At 43.1% G+C, this 19,456-nt stretch carries 14 protein-coding genes; 9 read left to right on the top strand and 5 right to left on the bottom strand.

The window, feature by feature from the left end; genetic code table 11:
* Positions 1-341 precede the first annotated feature (341 nt).
* The 3 genes from ilvD to E0409_RS07095 all read left to right on the top strand — a co-directional run bounded on the left by ilvD (position 342) and on the right by E0409_RS07095 (position 3,676).
* Positions 342-2,027, top strand: coding sequence for a dihydroxy-acid dehydratase (gene ilvD, locus E0409_RS07105; RefSeq protein WP_131289198.1), 1,686 nt, complete (start codon positions 342-344; stop codon positions 2,025-2,027).
* Between the two features lie 70 nt (positions 2,028-2,097).
* Positions 2,098-3,408: a hypothetical protein gene (locus tag E0409_RS07100; protein WP_131289196.1), complete on the top strand. Its 1,311-nt coding sequence runs from the start codon at positions 2,098-2,100 to the stop codon at positions 3,406-3,408.
* A complete protein-coding gene (locus E0409_RS07095; RefSeq protein WP_067725683.1) occupies positions 3,389-3,676 on the top strand; it encodes a chorismate mutase in 288 nt (95 codons plus the stop codon). Before E0409_RS07100 ends, E0409_RS07095 begins: the two co-directional genes overlap by 20 nt.
* 78 nt (positions 3,677-3,754) lie before the next feature.
* On the opposite strand, the gene E0409_RS07090 is transcribed toward E0409_RS07095, so the two are convergent.
* Positions 3,755-4,246, bottom strand: a complete 492-nt coding sequence (locus tag E0409_RS07090) for a peptidoglycan amidohydrolase family protein (RefSeq protein ID WP_086193974.1) — start codon at positions 4,244-4,246, stop codon at positions 3,755-3,757.
* A gap of 501 nt (positions 4,247-4,747) precedes the next feature.
* Here E0409_RS07090 and E0409_RS07085 point away from each other — a divergent pair.
* Positions 4,748-5,485, top strand: a complete 738-nt coding sequence (locus E0409_RS07085; RefSeq protein WP_131289194.1) for a sulfite exporter TauE/SafE family protein — start codon at positions 4,748-4,750, stop codon at positions 5,483-5,485.
* Between the two features lie 35 nt (positions 5,486-5,520).
* On the opposite strand, the gene E0409_RS07080 is transcribed toward E0409_RS07085, so the two are convergent.
* The 4 genes from E0409_RS07080 to E0409_RS07065 all read right to left on the bottom strand — a co-directional run bounded on the left by E0409_RS07080 (position 5,521) and on the right by E0409_RS07065 (position 11,599).
* Positions 5,521-6,423 (bottom strand): LysR family transcriptional regulator, encoded by a 903-nt coding sequence (locus E0409_RS07080; RefSeq protein WP_131289228.1) that lies wholly within the window; start codon positions 6,421-6,423, stop codon positions 5,521-5,523.
* A gap of 103 nt (positions 6,424-6,526) precedes the next feature.
* Entirely contained in the window at positions 6,527-7,828 is a 1,302-nt protein-coding gene (locus E0409_RS07075; protein WP_131289192.1) for a solute carrier family 23 protein, read from the bottom strand.
* Between the two features lie 301 nt (positions 7,829-8,129).
* Complete coding sequence (ppc, locus tag E0409_RS07070; protein ID WP_131289190.1) at positions 8,130-10,814, bottom strand: phosphoenolpyruvate carboxylase; 2,685 nt, start codon at positions 10,812-10,814, stop codon at positions 8,130-8,132.
* A gap of 161 nt (positions 10,815-10,975) precedes the next feature.
* Positions 10,976-11,599, bottom strand: coding sequence for a TetR/AcrR family transcriptional regulator (locus tag E0409_RS07065; protein ID WP_131289188.1), 624 nt, complete (start codon positions 11,597-11,599; stop codon positions 10,976-10,978).
* A gap of 146 nt (positions 11,600-11,745) precedes the next feature.
* On the opposite strand from E0409_RS07065, the gene E0409_RS07060 reads away from it, so the two are divergent.
* The 5 genes from E0409_RS07060 to E0409_RS07035 all read left to right on the top strand — a co-directional run bounded on the left by E0409_RS07060 (position 11,746) and on the right by E0409_RS07035 (position 19,223).
* A complete protein-coding gene (locus E0409_RS07060; protein WP_131289186.1) occupies positions 11,746-12,852 on the top strand; it encodes an efflux RND transporter periplasmic adaptor subunit in 1,107 nt (368 codons plus the stop codon).
* Entirely contained in the window at positions 12,849-16,007 is a 3,159-nt protein-coding gene (locus E0409_RS07055) for an efflux RND transporter permease subunit (protein WP_131289184.1), read from the top strand. Before E0409_RS07060 ends, E0409_RS07055 begins: the two co-directional genes overlap by 4 nt.
* Positions 16,008-16,140: 133 nt before the next feature.
* A complete protein-coding gene (locus E0409_RS07050) occupies positions 16,141-16,518 on the top strand; it encodes a hypothetical protein (protein WP_131289181.1) in 378 nt (125 codons plus the stop codon).
* A gap of 107 nt (positions 16,519-16,625) precedes the next feature.
* Positions 16,626-17,741, top strand: a complete 1,116-nt coding sequence (gene dnaJ, locus E0409_RS07045; RefSeq protein WP_131289179.1) for a molecular chaperone DnaJ — start codon at positions 16,626-16,628, stop codon at positions 17,739-17,741.
* Between the two features lie 420 nt (positions 17,742-18,161).
* Positions 18,162-19,223 (top strand): RNA-guided endonuclease InsQ/TnpB family protein, encoded by a 1,062-nt coding sequence (locus E0409_RS07035; protein WP_131289177.1) that lies wholly within the window; start codon positions 18,162-18,164, stop codon positions 19,221-19,223.
* Positions 19,224-19,456: the final 233 nt, after the last annotated feature.

The following is a 19,456-nucleotide window of genomic DNA, read 5'->3' as shown; positions in this document are numbered from 1 at the left end:
TTATTTGAGATTTATAGGTTCAGCACGACGGAGTCTTAAAGGAAATTGTTTAATTGCAGTTTATAACCTTCGGTTCGACCTACTTTTGTTTCGGCAAAAGTAGGCAAAACCATTTTCATCTGCAAAACTCGTCCGAAACTAGCATTTTTTACTTATATCGCAGAAACAGTAAATATTAATTGTAGTCCTGCCTCGGACAGTTGCAGATGACTTTGGCATGTATCTAAATGCTAGAGAAACAGCTGAAAGCTGTATTGCGCAGGTTTAATTCTATACAATGATATTAGGATAAATTGCTACAGACTGAAGCTTAAAGTCGGTCATCGCCAAGGAATAAAATAATGAGTAAAGAAAATATCCGCGAGCATTCAGCACCGGTATATGAAGGTATTGAAAATGCACCAGCACGTTCCATGATGCGTGCCACAGGTTTTAAAGATGCAGACTTTACCCGTCCATTTATTGGTATTGCTTCAACCTGGGCCAATGTCACGCCATGTAATATGCATATTGATGGGCTGGCACGTGAAGTGGAAAAAGGCGTCAATGCTGCAAATGGTAAAGGCATTATCTTCAATACCATTACCATTTCTGACGGGATCTCAAACGGTACCGAAGGAATGAAATACTCACTGGTTTCTCGTGAGATTATTGCCGATTCGATTGAAGCCGTGGTTGGCTGTCAGGCTTATGATGGCGTGATTGCGATTGGTGGCTGCGACAAAAACATGCCAGGTTGCATCATGGGACTTGCACGTTTAAACCGTCCGGGTTTGTTCATTTACGGTGGAACGATTAAACCGGGCGCGGGCCATACCGACATGATCTCTGTATTTGAAGCCGTCGGTCAGCATGCCAAAGGCGAGATCAACGAAATTCAAGTCAAACAGATTGAAGAAGTGGCACTGCCGGGTCCGGGCTCTTGTGGAGGGATGTACACCGCAAACTCGATGGCATCTGCCATTGAAGCACTTGGCATGAGCTTACCCGGTTCATCTGCACAGGAAGCTGTTTCAGAAGAGAAGAAAATTGACTGTCTGCGTGCCGGTGAAGCGGTGATGAACTTGCTGCGTCTGGACATCAAACCGCGTGACATCATGACCAAGGCGGCATTCGAGAACTCGATTAAAGTGCTGATTGCCCTTGGTGGATCGACCAATGGGGTGCTGCATTTATTGGCCATGGCTCATACCGCAGGGGTGGAACTGTCTCTGGATGATTTCGTGCGTATCGGAAAGGATATTCCAGTGGTGGCAGATGTACGTCCATCAGGGAAATATCTGATGTCTGAACTGATTGCCATTGGTGGTATTCAGCCTTTAATGAAACGTATGCTGAATGCCGGCATGCTCGATGGTTCTTGCTTGACCGTGACTGGTAAAACCTTGGCTGAAAACCTGGCGGATGTTGAAGATTATCCTGAAGGTCAGCAAATCATCCTGCCATTTGATGCGCCGATCAAAAAAGACTCTCACTTAGTAGTCTTAAAAGGCAACTTGTCACCAACCGGTGCGGTGGCAAAAATCACCGGTAAAGAAGGTCTGTATTTCGAAGGTCCGGCACGGGTATTTGAAGGTGAAATCGGTGCCATGCGCGGGATTCTGGATGGTGAAGTACAAGAAGGTGAAGTGGTGGTGATTCGTGGTGAAGGACCGAAAGGTGGTCCGGGTATGCCAGAAATGCTCAAACCCACCTCAGCCATTATTGGTAAAGGGTTAGGAAAATCTGTGGCGCTGCTGACGGATGGTCGTTTCTCTGGTGGTAGCCATGGTTTTGTGATTGGTCATGTGACCCCTGAAGCTTATGAAGGCGGTCCGATTGGTTTGGTTAAAAATGGCGACAAAATTTCCATTAATGCTGAAACCCGAGAAATGACCTTGCATATTTCCGATGAAGAAATGGCAGCACGTCAAGCCGCTTGGGTGAAGCCAAAACCCAATTACACCTACGGTGCTTTGGCGAAGTTTGCTAAATTGACTACCGGGGCTGAAAAAGGGGCAGTTACGGATTTAAATTTAGATGTATAATTGATCATTCCCTAACAAATTGTTATAAACCCTTGTAGCACTACAAGGGTTTTTTTTCGAGGCTTATCTCATGTCACTGTTGCGCCGTTGGTTTGATCCACTTCGATCGCGTTGGTTTTACCAAAAGCCGACTCGTAAAGTGGTGTTATCTACGGAACAGGGTTTAAGTATCCATTTACGTCTGGATGATGTGTACAGTTATTTGGCTGTACAGCAGTTACCTGAGCTTGAAGAAATTTTGAGTGATGAACTCAAACCTTTAAAAGTCATTATTTCTAGTCGAACGGCAGAACCCCCCAATAATATGTCTGCAATTGAGTGGCAAAATTACTGCTTAAACGATGCCAAAATCCTATCTAAACAGCATCGCTTTAGTTTCCATGAAACCCCCGAACAACCGCCGCTTGATGCCATAAAACAAGCAGAAACCATCCTTCGCAATACCCCATTACGCGGCCAAGATTTTCTCTATTTACTCGAAGATGTATTCCACATGCTGTGGCAAAAACAGTATGGAAAATTACGTACATTACATGCCATGGCCAGCCGACATCACATAGCACAAGACTTTCCAGAACGTATTTTTAATGATGATGAAGTTCTTGCTAGCTATTTTGAGTTTGGCGAGCGTAAATATCATGCAGTTGATGATTTGCTTCGCCTGATGCGTCGTTTAAAACAACAAAAATTGCTGACCGGAAATCCAATCTTTCTGATTAATCATATTGATTGGTGTGAACACTTAATTAGTGATGCTGAAGAACTGAATGAAATTCAGGCGCTAGATCCGGAACTGGATTTGTATATTGCACTTGAAGATCCAATCTCCTGGTTGTTGTTGGCCTATATTAAAGAAGAACTGGCAAACTATTATAATATTCACCTGAATGTCTATCCGCTTTCTTATCATGGACGCGATCTATTTGACTGGAGTCTGGCGACTCGTCTTTCAAAACGAACAGAAGTGACATTTACCCCGTTTTGCCGTCCCACACAGTCTGCCACTTTTGAGATGGCGCAACTGTTTTATAGTGTGCCTGAAGAGCAGCGTGTTGAAGCGATGTATAGTATTTTGCAGGCGGTATGGACCAAAGGCAAGGACATGTCGTTTAAATCGCATTTCGATCAGATGCAACGTGATTTAGAGATCGATGAATTAACCCATGAAGATATCACTGCCAAACTGAAAGAAAATGACATACTCTGTGAAATGAAATCACAGCCTGATTTCCCAGTACTTGAACTTCGCATTGATGGTCAAAGTTATGTGTTTAATAGCTTGTATCGGGTCTGGATGATTGAAAGTATTTTTAGTAATGTTTTAGAAGACCAATATAAAAGTGAAAATGATGATAGAAAAGATGAAGAAAGAAAAATGTGAGTCTTTAGAACAAGTCCGTGAAAAGATTGATGCCATTGATACTGCACTGATTGAAATGATTGCAACGCGTCAATTTTATGTTGATCAATCGGTACGCTTTAAACGTACTGTGCAGGATGTGCAGTCACCGGAACGGGTTGAGCAGGTGATTAGCAAAGTGCGCGCACAAGCGGTTGAATTGGGAACCGATCCGGATCTGGTTGAACACTTATATAGAGAAATGATTCAGCGTTTTATTCAACGCGAGTTAAAAGAGATTAGACCCTAATTTGATTGAGTCTAATGCCCAACATACTATAAAAAAGACACCTTAAAAGGTGTCTATTCGAACTGCGCTGTCTCTCTATTACACAAGTCGGTAATAGGTATAGTTCACCTGATCATTCTTATAAACCGCATGACTGTTTTGGCGGAAATCAGAAACCCATTGGCGACCTGTATAGGCAGCAATATGACCATAAACATGCTTTTGGGTTCTATGAATAATATAAATATCGCCTTCTTTCGGATTATTAAAAGAGGGATTGATTTTTTTATAGCCAATCGTCTGAAGCGTATTTCCCCAATCTGCAGCTGCCACCGGATGGTTCACAATTCTGGCACCTGCTGACTGTAGTGCAATACGAATGCTTCGTGCACATTTTTTAGTACTGGAGGCTGACGACATACTATGTAACTTTTGCGTGAATTTACGCACATCAAGATAGGGGATACCTTTATTCTTCTGTGGATTCTTGGCTCTTAAACCTGCTTGATTATCTTGATATTTCTGGGAGATCACTGCAGTGTTCTGGTTTGCAGCATTAATCATATTGCTATGATGTGCATCATAAATCATTCTTAAATCTCTACCTTATCTTCAATTGCTTTTAGAAAAAAATAGACAGCATTTTTCAGAACTGAAATACCAATATTTTTTCCTTAAAGTTATTTAAACGATATGTTATTACATAGCGCCTACTCATCAGGAGTGCGTACTTTAAAGTGATTTTGTTCGAAAATCCACCCGTTTTGCTCTTCAAAAAAGAAAATATGGGGCGAAAAAAGCGCTAAAATTGCTACGAGCAGGCCAGAAAATAAACACAAGATAGCTCATAAATCATACAGTTAAGATAGACTTAACAATATGTTATTAATTGATGTAATTTTTATGTAATCATGCAATTAATTGATCAATTAATAATCAAAACTTAACATTTTGTCATATTTATAGTTCATGTTTTTAACATTCAAGTATCAAAAAGCCTCAATTTTTCCTTGAGGCTAACTCCAAAAAACAATGATTTTTCAATTTTCCCGATTCATTTAGCATAGCGCTACGATTTGAAGAGTGCTGAGCATGGTTGGGTTTGTCATTGCTGTATTTGCCATTGCCGGCATGATTAAAGGCACTATTGGCCTAGGTTTACCCGCTGTTTCCATGGGCTTGTTGACGATTTTTATCAGCCCATTCCAAGCTGCAACTTTGCTTATAGTTCCCTCGATGGTCACCAACTTTTGGCAACTGTTTGCAGAAGGTCATGTACTCAAATTGGTTCGCCGCTTTTGGCCCTTATTGCTCGGTATTATTGTCGGTTCGATCTGGAGCATTTTCCCTACCCTCGGACAGGGTGAATTTCAAAGTGAAGCTTTGCTTGGTGGAATGCTGGCATTGTATGGGTTGTACGGTCTATTTTCTAAAAATATGCCGAACCTTGCACCGCATGAAAAATGGTTATCACCGATTATGGGCTATCTAGGTGGTGCGCTGACGGTGGCAACCGGTGTGGTGGTGATTCCGGTGGTCCCTTACTTGCAATCACTGCATTTAAAACGTGATGATCTGGTGCAATCTTTAGGTTTGGCTTTTACCATTTCGACCATTTGCCTCGCAGTTTTTTTGAATCAGAATCCAGTCGAGGATATTCCCATCGACTATAAAATGTCATTGATTGCATTGCTACCGGCATTGGTTGGTATGTGGCTGGGCACAAAAATTCGCTATCGCATTCCAGAACAAAAATTCCGTAAAGTGTTCTTTTGTGGCTTGGTGATTTTTGGTGGTTACATGGTGTTGCATCAGTTTGGAATTATCTAAATTCGTGCTTAAACAGAGATAATTGATAGCTAAAATTAAATCAACAACTTGGACTTTTTCGAAAGTAAAAACTGGTTGAAATGTTGGTAGGATACGGGTAATTCATCAAAGTTTTTAGCGGCCAATAACAGTTTACGGTTCGCCCAATCTCCTGTCAGTTCAATGTGATGAAATGCGTAAATCGTCTTTAAACGACTGGCAGCGCGTTTTGGCATAATCGCAATACCGACCCCATTGGCAACCACTTGTGCAATCGCGGCAAAATTGGGTAAACGTAAACGGTATTGAATTGCACAGCCTAGTAATTTTGCCTGCGTTTCAATGGATTGTTGCAGGGAATGATATTGCATTAAACCGACAAAGGGATAATGCAGCACATCGACTAATTGCAGTGCTGATTTGTCTTTTAGTTCGTGATTCATAGGGCAAATCAGCACTAAAGGATCATCGGAAAATTCCAGCGTTTGTAGATGATCAGAATTAAAAAAGCTCGAAATTAAGCCCAATTGTGCCGTGCCTTTTTCCAGTGCCTGAATAATATCGTTCGTTTCAGCTTCTTTTAAATCAATCTGTATATTGGAATTTTCGACCAGATATTGCGGAAGGAGCAGGGGAAGATATTCACTTTGTGCCGACGAGTTACACCAGAGCGTCATTTGCGAATTTAAGCCTTCGGCAAAAGCTGCCATGACCTGTTGCAGTTGCCTGCTTTGCTGGATTAGCAACTGTGCCTGCTCTGTAAAAGTTTGCCCAGCGAGAGTCAGTTTGACCCCAGAAGCATGCCGGGTAAATAAAGGCACTGCAAACTGTTGTTCTATTTTTTTAATCCGTTCACTTGCGGCTTGCAGGGAAATTGAAGAGCGTTCTGCACCTTTGGTTAGACTGCCTGTGTCCACAATATTTAACAACAGCTGTAGATCAAAAAAGTCCAGTCGCATGTAGGGTGTCATCTAAGTGTAATTCACCTCATCATACTAAAATTTTCTTGGTATCAGACATAAAAAAGCAGCCTTGCGGCTGCCTAAAAATGTGCATTTATATTTATGGTTTATCGCCTAAGCTAAAGAACCAGTTGAGGATTAATGCTGCAAATGTAGCCGTACCAATACCACCGAGGTTGAAGCTACCGAATTGCAGCGCAAAGTCTCCCGTTCCTAAAATAATCGTAACCGCAGCCACCATCAGGTTTTTGTTTTTAGAGAAATCAACTTTGTTTTCAATCCAGATTTTCGCTCCGGCAATGGTGATTAAACCAAATACCACAATTGATGCACCGGTTAAAATTGCAGTCGGAATGGTGTGAATAATTGCACCAAACTTAGGAGATAAACCTAAGAACACGGCAAATACACCGGCAAATACAAAGATGATGGTGGAATAGACACGGGTCACTGCCATCACGCCAATGTTTTCGCCATACGTGGTCATCCCCGGACCCCCGACACCACCAGATAATGTGGTGGCAATACCATCTGCAATAAAGGCTTTACCAATATGCGGGTCGAGGTTTTCACCAGTCATTGCGCCCACAGCTTTAATATGACCCAGGTTTTCTGCCACCAGAATCAAAGCAATCGGGGCAATGATGAGCATGGCATTGATATCAAATACAGGCGAATGGAAAGTTGGGACACCAAACCAGTCTGCCTGTTGAATCGGGGTAAAGTTAATCGCTGTGCCGTAACCCATGACATTGGAAACAATGTAATAAGTCAGGTAAGCCAGTAATAAACCCACCAATAACAAGAGACGTTGCAATAAACCTTTGGTGAATACCGCAATCGAGCCCATACACAGCACGGTCACCAGTGACATCCACATGTTAAAGTCATTGCCTGCCACACCTTTCACCGTAACGGGTGCAAGATTTAAACCGATAATCATCACCACAGCACCAGTGACGACTGGAGGCATCAGTTTTTCAATCCAATTGGTGCCGGTCGCCATGACAATAAAGCCAAAAATGGCATAGAGCACACCACAGGCCATGATGCCGCCAGCAGCCACGGCTAAATTGGCATTTGGTGCACCTGTACCAGACGCGGCATAACCGGTAGCGGCAATCACCACCCCAATAAAGGCAAAACTTGAACCTAAATAACTCGGTACACGCCCCCCGGTAATCAAGAAAAACAGAATGGTACAAATACCCGACATTAAAATCGCCAGATTCGGATCAAAACCCATCAAAAAAGGTGCAAGAACCGTTGCCCCAAACATGGCAAAAGCATGTTGTACACCTAAGACCACACTTTGAGCAGGAGGGAGATACTCATTGGTACCGACTGGACGTGCATCGATTTGACCTGAATAAGGACGCCATTTGGGAAACCAGCTGGACATAAAATGAGCGCTCAAAAGATAAATTGTGCACATCATACTCTTGTTTTTTAGAAGATTTAATCTCTTTAATAATATTTTTGTTCAAATTAATGTACTGACTTTTCTTGTTTTTTTACCGGATGGTAAAAGTTTTATTATTGGAAAATTAGCGTTAAATCAGCGTATTAATAGAGTAATTGAGCCAGTCCATTATTCATAACTGATACTTATTTTACTTATAAACAATATGATATTTTCTGCTAATTGCTGGGCAATAAAAAAGCACATCCTGAAGATGTGCTTTGCTGTGCAGATGAAATACTTAACCTGTATTACGTAAACCTGCGGCAATTCCGGCAATACTGACCATCAAGGCGTGATCGACCGGAGTATGTTCGGCCTGACATTCCGCTAAATAGCGACGACGACGTTTCATCAGCTCGGCCTGTAATAAATGTAGCGGAAGTAAATACGGTTTACGTACTTTCATGGACTGATCCAGTACCTCGTTACTGCTAAGCAGTTGCGATTCACCTTTTAGAGCCAATAGCGTTTGTACCGCATCTTTTAAGCGTTGACGCAGTTGTTCACCCAAGATTTTTAAATCTTCATCATCGGTTAAATGCGATTCATAATATAAAGCCACATGACTGTCTGCTTTAGACAACACCATTTCCAGCATATCAATAAGGGTCTGGAAATAAGGCCATTGCTGCAACATTTCATCGAGCAAGGGTTTTTGACCTTGATCAATTACTTGATTAATCGCAGCCCCTGTACCCAGCCAAGCAGGAAGCATCAAACGAATTTGGGTCCATGCAAACACCCACGGAATGGCACGTAAGGATTCAATCCCACCACTGACTTTACGTTTCGCTGGGCGTGAACCGAGTGGCAACATCTGCAATTCAAGTTCAGGCGTGACGGTACGTAAGTATTTCACAAAATGAGGATTCTCACGCACCGTTTCACGATAGACCTGTACCGATAAATCAGTCATGGTATGCATCAACTGACGCCATTCGTCTTTAGGCACTGGCGGTGGCAACAAGGTTGCTTCCAAAGTCGCTGCAGTATAAATTTCTAAATTTTGCAGCGCAATACCTTCCAGACCGAACTTAAAGCGAATCATTTCCCCTTGTTCGGTGACACGAATTGCACCAGAAATAGACCCTGGCGGTTGTGAAAATAAAGCTTGCTGGGTTGGCGCACCACCACGGCTGATCGAACCACCACGACCATGGAACAGGGTAAGTTGCACAGCATGTTTTTGTGCAACTGCCGTCAATTCTTCCTGCGCACGATATTGCGCCCAGTTGGCAGACATAAAACCGGCATCTTTGGCAGAATCCGAATAGCCAATCATCACTTCATGTTTGCCCTGAATATGCTGTTTGTACCAATGCATATTGAACAAGGTATTCATGGTGTCGGCTGCGCCGTCCAAATCTTTTAGCGTTTCAAATAATGGAACCACACGTAAGGGATGTTTAATGCCGGCTTCTTTTTGTAGTAATAAAACCGCCAATACATCGCTTGGATATTCAGCCATCGAAATAATATAAGCACCTAAACTTTCTTCAGGCTGTTCCGCTAATGTGCGCATAGTGGCAAACACTTCTTGCACATCTGGATGTTGAATCAGGCTTTGTTCAGGCTCATTCAAATGTTTCGGCAGCAATGGGCGCTTGCTTTGTAATTCTTGCAACAAGAAGTTTTGACGCGCTTGTTCGGTCCAGGTTTCAAAATTTCCTAAACCTAAATATTCGGTAATGGCTGAAATGGCTTGACGATGACGACCTGATTCCTGACGAATATCCAGTTTTAGCAACTCAATGCCAAAACAGTTGACCCGATGGATAAAATCGAGCAGTTTGCCATTGGCAATTTCAGGCAGGTTGCAAGCAATCAATGAGCGGTAGCAAAGTAGCAACGGCTGTAATAACTCATCTTTGCTTTTAATCACCAGACTGTCGTCGGCCTCTTGGCCTTGTAATTTTTGAGCCAGCCAGTGACGAGTTGCTTTTAGACGCTCACGAGTATCACGCAGATATTCGCGGTACGGTTCGGGATGTGGATGTCCCAGCGCCTGCATCAGTTCATGGCTTGCGTTCTGAATCGACAGTTCCCAACGCAGGTCTTCAATATCGCGCAGGTATAAATCGGCCGCTTTCCAGCGCGATAACCACAGCACTTCCTGGGTAATGTTATGCGTGACATTCGGGTTGCCATCACGGTCACCGCCCATCCATGAAGCAAAACGAACCGGTGCAATACTTAAGGGTAAACGCTGACCACAGTGGTCTTCAACCATTTCATCCAGTTCACGCACGAATTTAGGTACGGCATTCCACAAGGTTTGTTCAATGGTGGTAAAGCCCCATTTCGCTTCATCAACCGGGGTTGGGCGGTGCTGACGAATTTCATCGGTCTGCCAGGCTGAACAAATCAGTTGTTTGAGTTCTTCGAGTACCGCTTTGCGTTCACGTGGAGTCAATTTCTGTTGATCTGCCTTAAATAGGCAATCATTAATATCGTCATATTTTTGAATCAGGGTACGACGGCTGACTTCAGTCGGATGTGCCGTGAGCACCAATTCAATTTTCAGTTCACAGATTTGCTTGAATAAAGTGTCTGATGAAATTTCATGGTCTTTAAATTTTTGGAACAGATGATCGAGCGGATTGGGTGAAGGGGCATTTTCATCAAATTCACTCTTACGACGACTACGAACCACATTGTACTGTTCGGCAATATTGGCAAAATTCAGAAAGTGGGTAAATGCGCGCGTCAGGGGAAGAATTTCCTCATCTTCCAGACTTAAGAACAGTTGTTCGAGTTGTTTTTCTGCTTCCACCTGACCATCACGTGCACCTTTAGACAGGGCACGAATTTGTTCGACCTGATTAAACAAATCTTGACCTGCATGTTCCTTGAGGGTCTCTCCCAATAAGTTCCCAAGTAAGCGTACGTCCTCACGCAGTGGAGCATCAATTTGTTGAATCATTTTTTTCATTCTCCTAGGCTTCTCTTTTGAATATACCCCGATTCGATGACATTCCAAGTAGGGGGCAGACAAAAGTATGTAATCTGTTGCTGCTAAAAATAGCAATTGATCTGCCCGTTGAGCTTTTAGGAAAATGAAGGCTGACTTTTTAAATGATCATTTTAAGTGATTCTTTGATATTTCAGCATAAACAATTCAATACTGTTCAGAATAATCTGCTGCTTTTCTTCAGCAGTAGGAACATCCCGAACGCCGAGCAGGACTTCATGATGGCGCATGCCAAACAACAAAGACACGATCAGCATCGTCAGCGTTTTTAATTCTTCAGCTTGAATAAAACCCAGATTAATCGCTTGTTGAAAGAAGTTTTCCCACACTGCATTCATGCGCAGGTGCGAAGCCTCATAAAACTTTTGTGCCAATGGATTTTGTGCAGCCGCCAGTTCCACCAATAACCGTTCCAGTTTAATGGCTTCCGGTAAGTTGGTGATATTGAGCGCCAGCTCGCAGGCATGCACGAATGCATGATGAAAATCACTGTCGGCCTGCAAATTCAGTGGACGCGCGCTGATCAGTTCCTCGCAGGTCACCGCAATGGCACAGACAAATAAATTGGCTTTATCCTGAAAGTGATTATAGACCGTCAGTTTGGTCACGCCTGCTTCTTGCGCAATCTGATTCATACTGGAACCATGATAACCACATTTTAAAAATAGATTTTTTGCCGCAGTTAAAATTTGCTGACGTTTTTCCAAGTCCTTCGGGCGACCGACATTTATTTGCACAATTTTTTCCAAAAAAATCAAAAAAGTCATTGCTTTGACCGATGAGTTTTAATTAATGTACCAATGAGTATATTAATTAAAAAATAGACAATTTAAGATACTCGTTATTTTGCCCTAAAAAACATTTTTAAATAAGAGCGAATTTCATGAGCATAATTAAGACCGCAGTTGTCAGCATGATCATCGTTTGCAGTGTGACCTTATGGGGATGCAGCACGGATGCAACCGAAACAGAACACATCCCCTTTGTGATGGTGACTCAACCGAATAGCACGCATAACGAGCAGAAAAGTTATGCCGGTGATGTACAGGCACGTCAGCAGACGGCTTTGGCATTCCGGGTTGGGGGGCAAATTATTGAACGTTATGTCGATGTCGGTGATCAGGTCAAAGTCGGTCAAGTGCTGGCTAAACTGGATGTGAAAGATGCACAGCTACAACTGAATGCGGCCAATGCTCAACTGGAAAGTGCGCAATCTGCAGCAAAAAATGCCGAAGATGAACTGAAACGCTTTAAGCAGTTACTCCCAATGAGTGCGGTGAGCCGCTCGCAATATGATGCCGTTGAAAACCAATATAAAGCAGCGATGTCAGGCTTAAAACAAGCCCAATCCAATTATGACGTCAGCCGTAACCAAACCGGTTATAACCAGTTGGTCGCCAATAAAAATGGCGTAATTACTGCGCGTAATATTGAAGTGGGGCAGGTGGTCGCTGCAGGGCAGGTAGCTTATCAAATGGCGATTGCCGGTGATCGTGAAGTGGTGATTGGGGTTCCTGAACAGGCCATTTCAGAGATTAAAGTCGGTCAAAGCGCATGGGTGACCTTGTGGTCTAAACCAGAAGATAAATTTGCAGCCTATGTTCGTGAAATTTCACCAGCAGCCGATCAATCCCGTACTTTTAGCGTGAAAGTTGCATTACGTGAAGGCAATACTGCGATTCAACTGGGGCAAAGTGCCCGGGTATTTTTTAACAACACCCAAAACAATGTATTAAGTGTGCCTTTATCCAGTGTTTCTGCCAATGATCAGCATGCCTATGTTTGGGTGGTAAAACCTGACCAGACCATTCAGAAAGTCTTTGTGACTTTAGGTGCTTATGGTCGTGACAGCGTACCGGTATTGTCCGGCTTGAATCCGCAAGATTATGTGGTGATTGGCGGGGTGCATTTATTGCGTGAAAAACAAAAAATCCAGCCGATTGACCGTGAAAACCGTGCCGTGAAAATTCAGGCAGGAGCGCCCTCATGAAGCAAGACCTGAAGTCTGAATCACGTTATAACCTGTCGGAATGGGCGCTAAAAAATAAAGGCCTGATCCTTTATTTTATGCTGCTATTAGGCATTGTCGGGATCGTCTCTTATTCCAAACTGGCACAAAGCGAAGATCCACCATTTACCTTTAAGGTGATGGTGATTCAAACCTATTGGCCGGGAGCAACAGCTGAAGAAGTTTCATTACAGGTCACCGATCGTATTGAAAAAGAACTGATGAGCACGGGCAACTATGAACGCATCATGGCATTTTCACGTCCGGGCGAATCGATGGTGACTTTTGTGGCCAAAGACTCGTTACGCTCCAGTCAGATTCCAGATGTATGGTATCAGGTCCGAAAAAAAGTCGGGGATATCAAACAGCAATTACCCAGTGGCGTACAAGGTCCGTTTTTTAACGATGAATTTGGCGATACCTTCGGCAATATTTATGTCCTCACTGGCAACGATTTTGACTACGGCATATTGAAAGAATATGCCGACCGCTTGCAACTGCAATTGCAACGGGTGAAAGATGTCGGCAAAGTCAATCTGGTCGGCTTGCAAGACCAGAAAATCTGGATTGAACTCTCCAATACCAAAGCAACTCAACTCGGTATTCCGGTCACGGCTATTCAGCAAGCCCTGCAACAACAAAATACCGTGGCCAGTGCCGGGTTCTTTGAAACGGGCACTGACCGTATTCAGATGCGGGTCAGCGGTCAGCTGCAAAATGTTGAAGAATTAAAACAAATACCACTCTTGGTGGCAGGCAAGACCATTCAACTGGGCGATGTCGCAGAAGTCTATCGTGGCTTTAGCGAGCCGGCTCAACCGCGTATGCGCTTTATGGGTGAAAACGGGATTGGCATTGCGGTCTCGATGCGTAAAGGTGGAGATATTCTGGCTTTAGGTAAAAACCTCGAAACTGAATTTTCCCGTTTACAAAAGTCTTTGCCTTTGGGCATGCAGCTGCAAAAGGTTTCTGATCAACCGGTGGCGGTGAAACACAGCGTCAATGAGTTCATGAAAGTGTTGGCTGAAGCGGTGATTATCGTTTTACTGGTCAGCTTCTTCTCACTCGGCTTCCGTACCGGACTGGTGGTTGCATTTTCGATTCCCTTAGTATTGGCGATGACCTTTGCCGGGATGAATTTATTCGATGTCGGACTGCATAAAATTTCACTGGGTGCACTGATTTTAGCACTGGGTTTATTGGTTGATGATGCAATTATTGCCGTCGAGATGATGGCGATCAAAATGGAGCAGGGCTATAGCCGGCTTGAGGCCGCAGGTTTTACCTGGAAGACCACCGCTTTCCCCATGCTGACAGGGACTTTAATTACCGCAGCAGGTTTCTTACCGATTGCAACGGCTGCATCCAGTACTGGTGAATATACGCGTTCCATTTTCCAAGTGGTGACGATTGCGCTGATTGTGTCATGGTTTGCCGCAGTGCTTTTTGTGCCATATCTAGGCGACAAACTTCTCCCGGATTTTGCAAACTTGCCACAAAAAGCACCGTGGTATCAGCGTCTTTGGGCACGTTTACGTAAGCAACCTGAACCACAACCACTACAGCATCATGCCGGTGAACATCATGATCCGTATCAGACCAAGTTTTATCAAAAATTTAGAAATTGGGTTGATACCTGCCTGACCTATCGTAAAACGGTGATTGCAGCGACGGTGGCTATTTTTGTATTGTCGGTCTTGATGTTTAAACTGGTGCCGCAACAGTTTTTCCCACCCTCAAATCGTGCCGAAATTTTGGTGGATTTAAAACTGGAAGAAGGTGCATCACTCACTTCAACTGAAAATGCGGTGAAAAAAGTCGAAAAACTTTTGTCGACTAAACAAGGCATTGATAACTATGTGGCCTATGTTGGCACAGGTTCAACCCGTTTCTATTTACCGCTAGATCAGCAACTTCCACAGGCCAGTTTTGCCCAGTTTGTGGTTTTGGCTTCGTCCTTGGATGACCGTGATGAAATTCGTCAATCTTTAGATCAGGAAATTCGTAAATTGTTGCCGGATGTTCGTACCCGCGTCTCCCTGTTAGAAAATGGTCCGCCAGTCGGTTATCCATTGCAGTATCGGGTTTCAGGTGAGGACTTGCATTTAGTCCGTCAGTGGGCGCATAAAGTTGCTGCTGTAATCGGTGATAATCCGAATACCAGCAATGTGCATTTGGACTGGGGCGAGCCAAGCAAAGTCATTCATTTAAATATCGACCAGGACCGTGCCCGCCAAATGGGGGTGTCGAGCTTGGATTTAGCCAATTTCTTAAATAGCTCCATTAGTGGTGCAACCATTAATCAATATCGTGAAAAACGTGAATTGATTGAAATTCGTCTGCGTGGTGATCAGGCTGAACGGATTAATGTTGAGGCCTTATCCAGTCTGGCAGTACCCACAGCAAATGGGGGTTCCGTTCCGCTGGCGCAAATTGCAAAAATTGAATATGACTTTGAAGATGGTCTGATTTGGCATCGTAACCGTTTACCGACTATTACCGTGCGCGCCGATATTCGCAGTAAATTACAGCCGGCAACTGTGGTCGGTGAACTGGCTGAAAAAATGGATCAACTGCGTGCTGAATTGCCAAGTGGTTATCTGGTTGAAGTGGGCGGAACCGTGGAAGAGTCTGCACGCGGACAAAACTCGGTGAATGCCGGTATGCCATTTTTCTTGGCTGTAGTGATGACTTTATTGATGATTCAGCTCAAGAGCATGTCACGTGCGTTCATTGTGTTGTTAACGGCACCGTTGGGCTTGATAGGGGTGGTATTATTCCTGTTATTGTTCAATAAACCTTTTGGTTTTGTGGCGATGTTGGGAACAATTGCACTTTCCGGCATGATCATGCGAAATTCTTTAATTTTGATTGATCAGATTGAACAGGATATTCAAGAGGGACATGATCCGTGGTCAGCGATTGTTGATGCAACGACGCGCCGTTGTCGTCCGATTGTGTTGACGGCATTGGCTGCGGTACTGGCGATGATTCCTTTATCGCGCAGTATTTTCTTTGGTCCGATGGCGGTTGCCATTATGGGTGGATTGATTGTTGCAACCCTGCTGACGCTGTTCTTTTTACCTGCATTGTATGCACAATGCTTTAAAGTGAATAAAAATAAGCAAAGTACATAATTTTTTGACAATAACCAGGTGCGAAATATTGAAAATTTCAATATAGTAGCACTGGATATTTGTATACATTTCTATAAAGCAATTTACTGCATATTAAAATATTAAGCGTGTAGTAAATGGGGTTAAAAAGCACATGAAGCAAGATAACTTAAGCCGACTTCGCCGTTCCATTGCGACTTCTTATGTCTTCATGTTTTTTGCTTTATTTACTGTGATTAGTGGTGTATTTGCCTACTGGTATGCGCGCAAAGTCACACAAGTGGATGGGGTTGAAGTATGGCTTGAAGCTCAAGCGCTTTGGGTGATGCGAAATATTGTGATCTATTCTATTTTGGTGTTATTTGCTGCACTTTGGTTTATTCCGCTGATTTTCTTTTATTGGGATAGCGCACTTTGGGTAACCGGTTGTACGGTTGCTGGTGTAGTATTTACGATGATCGCCTTTTTGTTTCTGCTTAATGCTTGGCTTAAAGGCATCTCTCGATTTTTAAAAAATAAAGCCGTTTTCTAATCTGGCTAAATTTTTTCCCAGCATTCCCCTTGTAAAATTTGGATTGACCCCCAATTTCAGTCCACAGTTAAGCATTAAATCAAATTCCGTGAGGAGCATCGCCAGATATGGCTAAACGTGATTATTATGAGGTTTTGGGCGTCGCTAAAACCGCTAGTGATGATGAAATTAAAAAAGCCTACCGTAAGTTGGCGATGAAATATCATCCGGACCGCAATCCAGACAACCCTGAAGCTGAAGATAAATTTAAAGAAGCTGCTGAAGCTTATGAAATTTTATCCGATGGTGAAAAACGCAGCATGTATGACCGTATGGGGCACAATGCCTTTGAAGGTGGTATGGGCGGCGGCGGTGGCGGCTTTGGTGGCGGTTTCAATGCAGAAGATATCTTTAGCCAGTTTGGCGATATCTTTGGTGGCGCTTTTGGTGGCGGTGGTCGTCAACAACAACGTGCACGTCGTGGATCAGACCTTCGCTACGTGATGGAATTGACCCTTGAAGAAGCAGTCAAGGGCGTGAAAAAAACCATTACGTTTACCGCACCTGCACCTTGTGATGCGTGTGATGGTAAGGGTTCAAAAAATCCTAAAGATGTTGAAACTTGTAAAACCTGTCATGGTGCAGGTCAAGTGCGCATGCAACAGGGCTTCTTCTCTGTTCAGCAAACCTGTAGCACCTGTCGTGGTCAAGGTACCATTATTAAGAATCCATGTAATAAATGTCATGGTTCTGGTGTATCAGATCGTCAACAAACGCTTGAAGTTACTATTCCTGCAGGCGTGGACAATGGTGACCGCGTACGTTTAACTGGCAAAGGCGAAGCGATTCGTGATGGTCAGTCAGGCGATTTATACGTTGAAGTTGTGGTGCGCGAGCATGAAATCTTCCAGCGTGATGGTGCAGACTTGTATATGGATGTGCCTGTCAGCATTGCTGATGCCGCTTTGGGTAAAGAAATTCAAATTCCAACCCTCGATGGTCGTGTAAGTTTGAAAATTCCTGAGGGAACTCAAACCGGGAAAATGTTCCGCTTACGTGGTAAAGGGGTTAAACCTGTGCGTACCAGTATGCAAGGCGATTTACTTTGCCGCGTAGTGGTAGAAACACCGGTGAATTTAACGGCTCGTCAACGTGAGTTATTAAAAGAATTGCAAGAAACGATGGATGGTGAAGACAGTAAATCATCTCCAAAGAAAAAATCGTTCTTCGGTCTGTTTGATTAATTTCAAACGGCTGTCAGAAAAAGGGTGATATTGATATCACCCTTTTTTTATCATTTGGAACGTGAAACCTTGCCCTTCAGGGCATAGGTATTTACACCTCTATGAGGTACCTAATGCAATCTCATTCAGTTCATCTATTGAATATTCTGAGAGCAGTTGAAGGGTGTTCAGTAAAATCGAAAGTCCTGCCAATAGGGCAGGCGCACTTTCAAGTTTGCCTCTTTTCTGCTACCTGCCTGAAAGACGGGCGAGAAACGCACGGATTTTCTGATTTTGTTCATCTTCAGAATGCTGTATTCGCCAAGTCACCTATGCCTTCAGGGCGAGGAGGTAAGCGACTGGACCAAGCCATGCGTCACAATTTGTCGTAAAATTATAATTTTAAAAAGAAATAAACCCTGTATGTGTTAATGTTGATGCATGAAAACTCTTAAATTACGCATAAAAGACAAACATTCAAAGATGCTTAATGAACTCGCATCTCAGGTGAATTTTGTCTGGAATTATGTCAATGATTTAAGTTTTAAACACCTCCAGAGAAAGCAACAGTTCTTCTCTGCATTTGATATGTCCCAATATACTGCTGGCGCTTCAAAAGCTGGTATCAACTTAAACAGCAATACTATTCAAGCTGTCACAGAAGAATTTGTTACTCGTAGAAAGCAATTCAAAAAAGCTAAATTAAGATGGCGTATCAGCAACAAGAAATCTGCTAGACGCTCTTTAGGTTGGATTCCATTTAAAAAGAGTTGTATTAAGTACCATAATGGACAGATTCAATATCGAAAGCAGTGGTTTAGCCTTTGGGATAGCTACGGACTAAGTAAGTATCAAATTAAAACAGGCTCGTTCGTTGAGGATGCGCGTGGACGTTGGTACGTTTGCTTGGTTGTGGATAACCCTAAAACTGAGAAATCGACTGCAACTAAAGCGATCGGGATTGATTTGGGTTTAAAAGATATTGCCACCTGTTCCGATGGAACAGTGATTTCAAATCCAAATTTCTATCGCCAGTATGAGCAGAAATTAGGGATTGCTCAAAGAGCAAAGAATAAAAAACGTGTACGTGTATTACACGCCAAGATTGCGAATTGTCGTAAAGACCATTTGCATAAAGCAAGCACTATGCTTGTGAAGAAAAATGCACTGATTGTTGTTGGCGATCTAAGTGCCAAAAAACTTGTAAAAACTAAAATGGCAAAATCGGTTTTGGATACCGGATTTTCAGCACTAAAAACAATGCTCAAGTATAAATGCGAGAACGCAGGCGTATTGTTTGAAGAAGTTAATGAAAGATTCACAACCCAAATTTGTTCGTGCTGTGGTGAGATCACCGCAGGCAGTCCGAAAGGTAGGGCAGATTTGCGAATAAGAGTATGGGAATGTGAATGCGGAAGTGTAAATGATCGTGATTTAAATTCCGCTAAGAACATACTTGCGCTTGGGCATAAGCGTCTAGCAGTAGGAATCTCCCTCTTTTAAGGGGGGAGATGATGTCAATCGTGTCGCGTAGTCTGCGTAGTGATGTTTACAATGAGATGAAAATCAGCAGCAAAATCATTTATTTTTAACACTCAACTTTCAATATAGGAACCGGCTTGGACTGAGCCATTTTATTGTGCTTTGCTAGTAGCATGTGCCACGACCGGTTTCTCTTTTTTTCAATAAAATATTTCAGACTGAAACTTAGTGTTAGTACAGAGTTTTGCTATAGT

Origin of the sequence: Acinetobacter sp. ANC 4862 (genome assembly GCF_004336635.1) — a bacterium.
Taxonomy (GTDB): domain Bacteria; phylum Pseudomonadota; class Gammaproteobacteria; order Pseudomonadales; family Moraxellaceae; genus Acinetobacter.
This window is presented reverse-complemented; position numbering and strand designations above follow the sequence as displayed.

What these genes read in the sequence shown, in the direction of transcription:
- E0409_RS07095 (WP_067725683.1), top strand. Translation starts at nt 3,389, where the DNA reads ATGAAGAAAGAAAAATGTGAGTCTTTAGAACAAGTCCGTGAAAAGATT.
- E0409_RS07055 (WP_131289184.1), top strand. Translation starts at nt 12,849, where the DNA reads ATGAAGCAAGACCTGAAGTCTGAATCACGTTATAACCTGTCGGAATGG.
- ilvD (WP_131289198.1), top strand. Translation starts at nt 342, where the DNA reads ATGAGTAAAGAAAATATCCGCGAGCATTCAGCACCGGTATATGAAGGT.
- E0409_RS07075 (WP_131289192.1), bottom strand. Translation starts at nt 7,828, where the DNA reads ATGTCCAGCTGGTTTCCCAAATGGCGTCCTTATTCAGGTCAAATCGAT.
- E0409_RS07085 (WP_131289194.1), top strand. Translation starts at nt 4,748, where the DNA reads ATGGTTGGGTTTGTCATTGCTGTATTTGCCATTGCCGGCATGATTAAA.
- dnaJ (WP_131289179.1), top strand. Translation starts at nt 16,626, where the DNA reads ATGGCTAAACGTGATTATTATGAGGTTTTGGGCGTCGCTAAAACCGCT.
- E0409_RS07080 (WP_131289228.1), bottom strand. Translation starts at nt 6,423, where the DNA reads ATGCGACTGGACTTTTTTGATCTACAGCTGTTGTTAAATATTGTGGAC.
- E0409_RS07035 (WP_131289177.1), top strand. Translation starts at nt 18,162, where the DNA reads ATGAAAACTCTTAAATTACGCATAAAAGACAAACATTCAAAGATGCTT.
- E0409_RS07060 (WP_131289186.1), top strand. Translation starts at nt 11,746, where the DNA reads ATGAGCATAATTAAGACCGCAGTTGTCAGCATGATCATCGTTTGCAGT.
- E0409_RS07050 (WP_131289181.1), top strand. Translation starts at nt 16,141, where the DNA reads ATGAAGCAAGATAACTTAAGCCGACTTCGCCGTTCCATTGCGACTTCT.
- E0409_RS07090 (WP_086193974.1), bottom strand. Translation starts at nt 4,246, where the DNA reads ATGATTTATGATGCACATCATAGCAATATGATTAATGCTGCAAACCAG.
- ppc (WP_131289190.1), bottom strand. Translation starts at nt 10,814, where the DNA reads ATGATTCAACAAATTGATGCTCCACTGCGTGAGGACGTACGCTTACTT.
- E0409_RS07100 (WP_131289196.1), top strand. Translation starts at nt 2,098, where the DNA reads ATGTCACTGTTGCGCCGTTGGTTTGATCCACTTCGATCGCGTTGGTTT.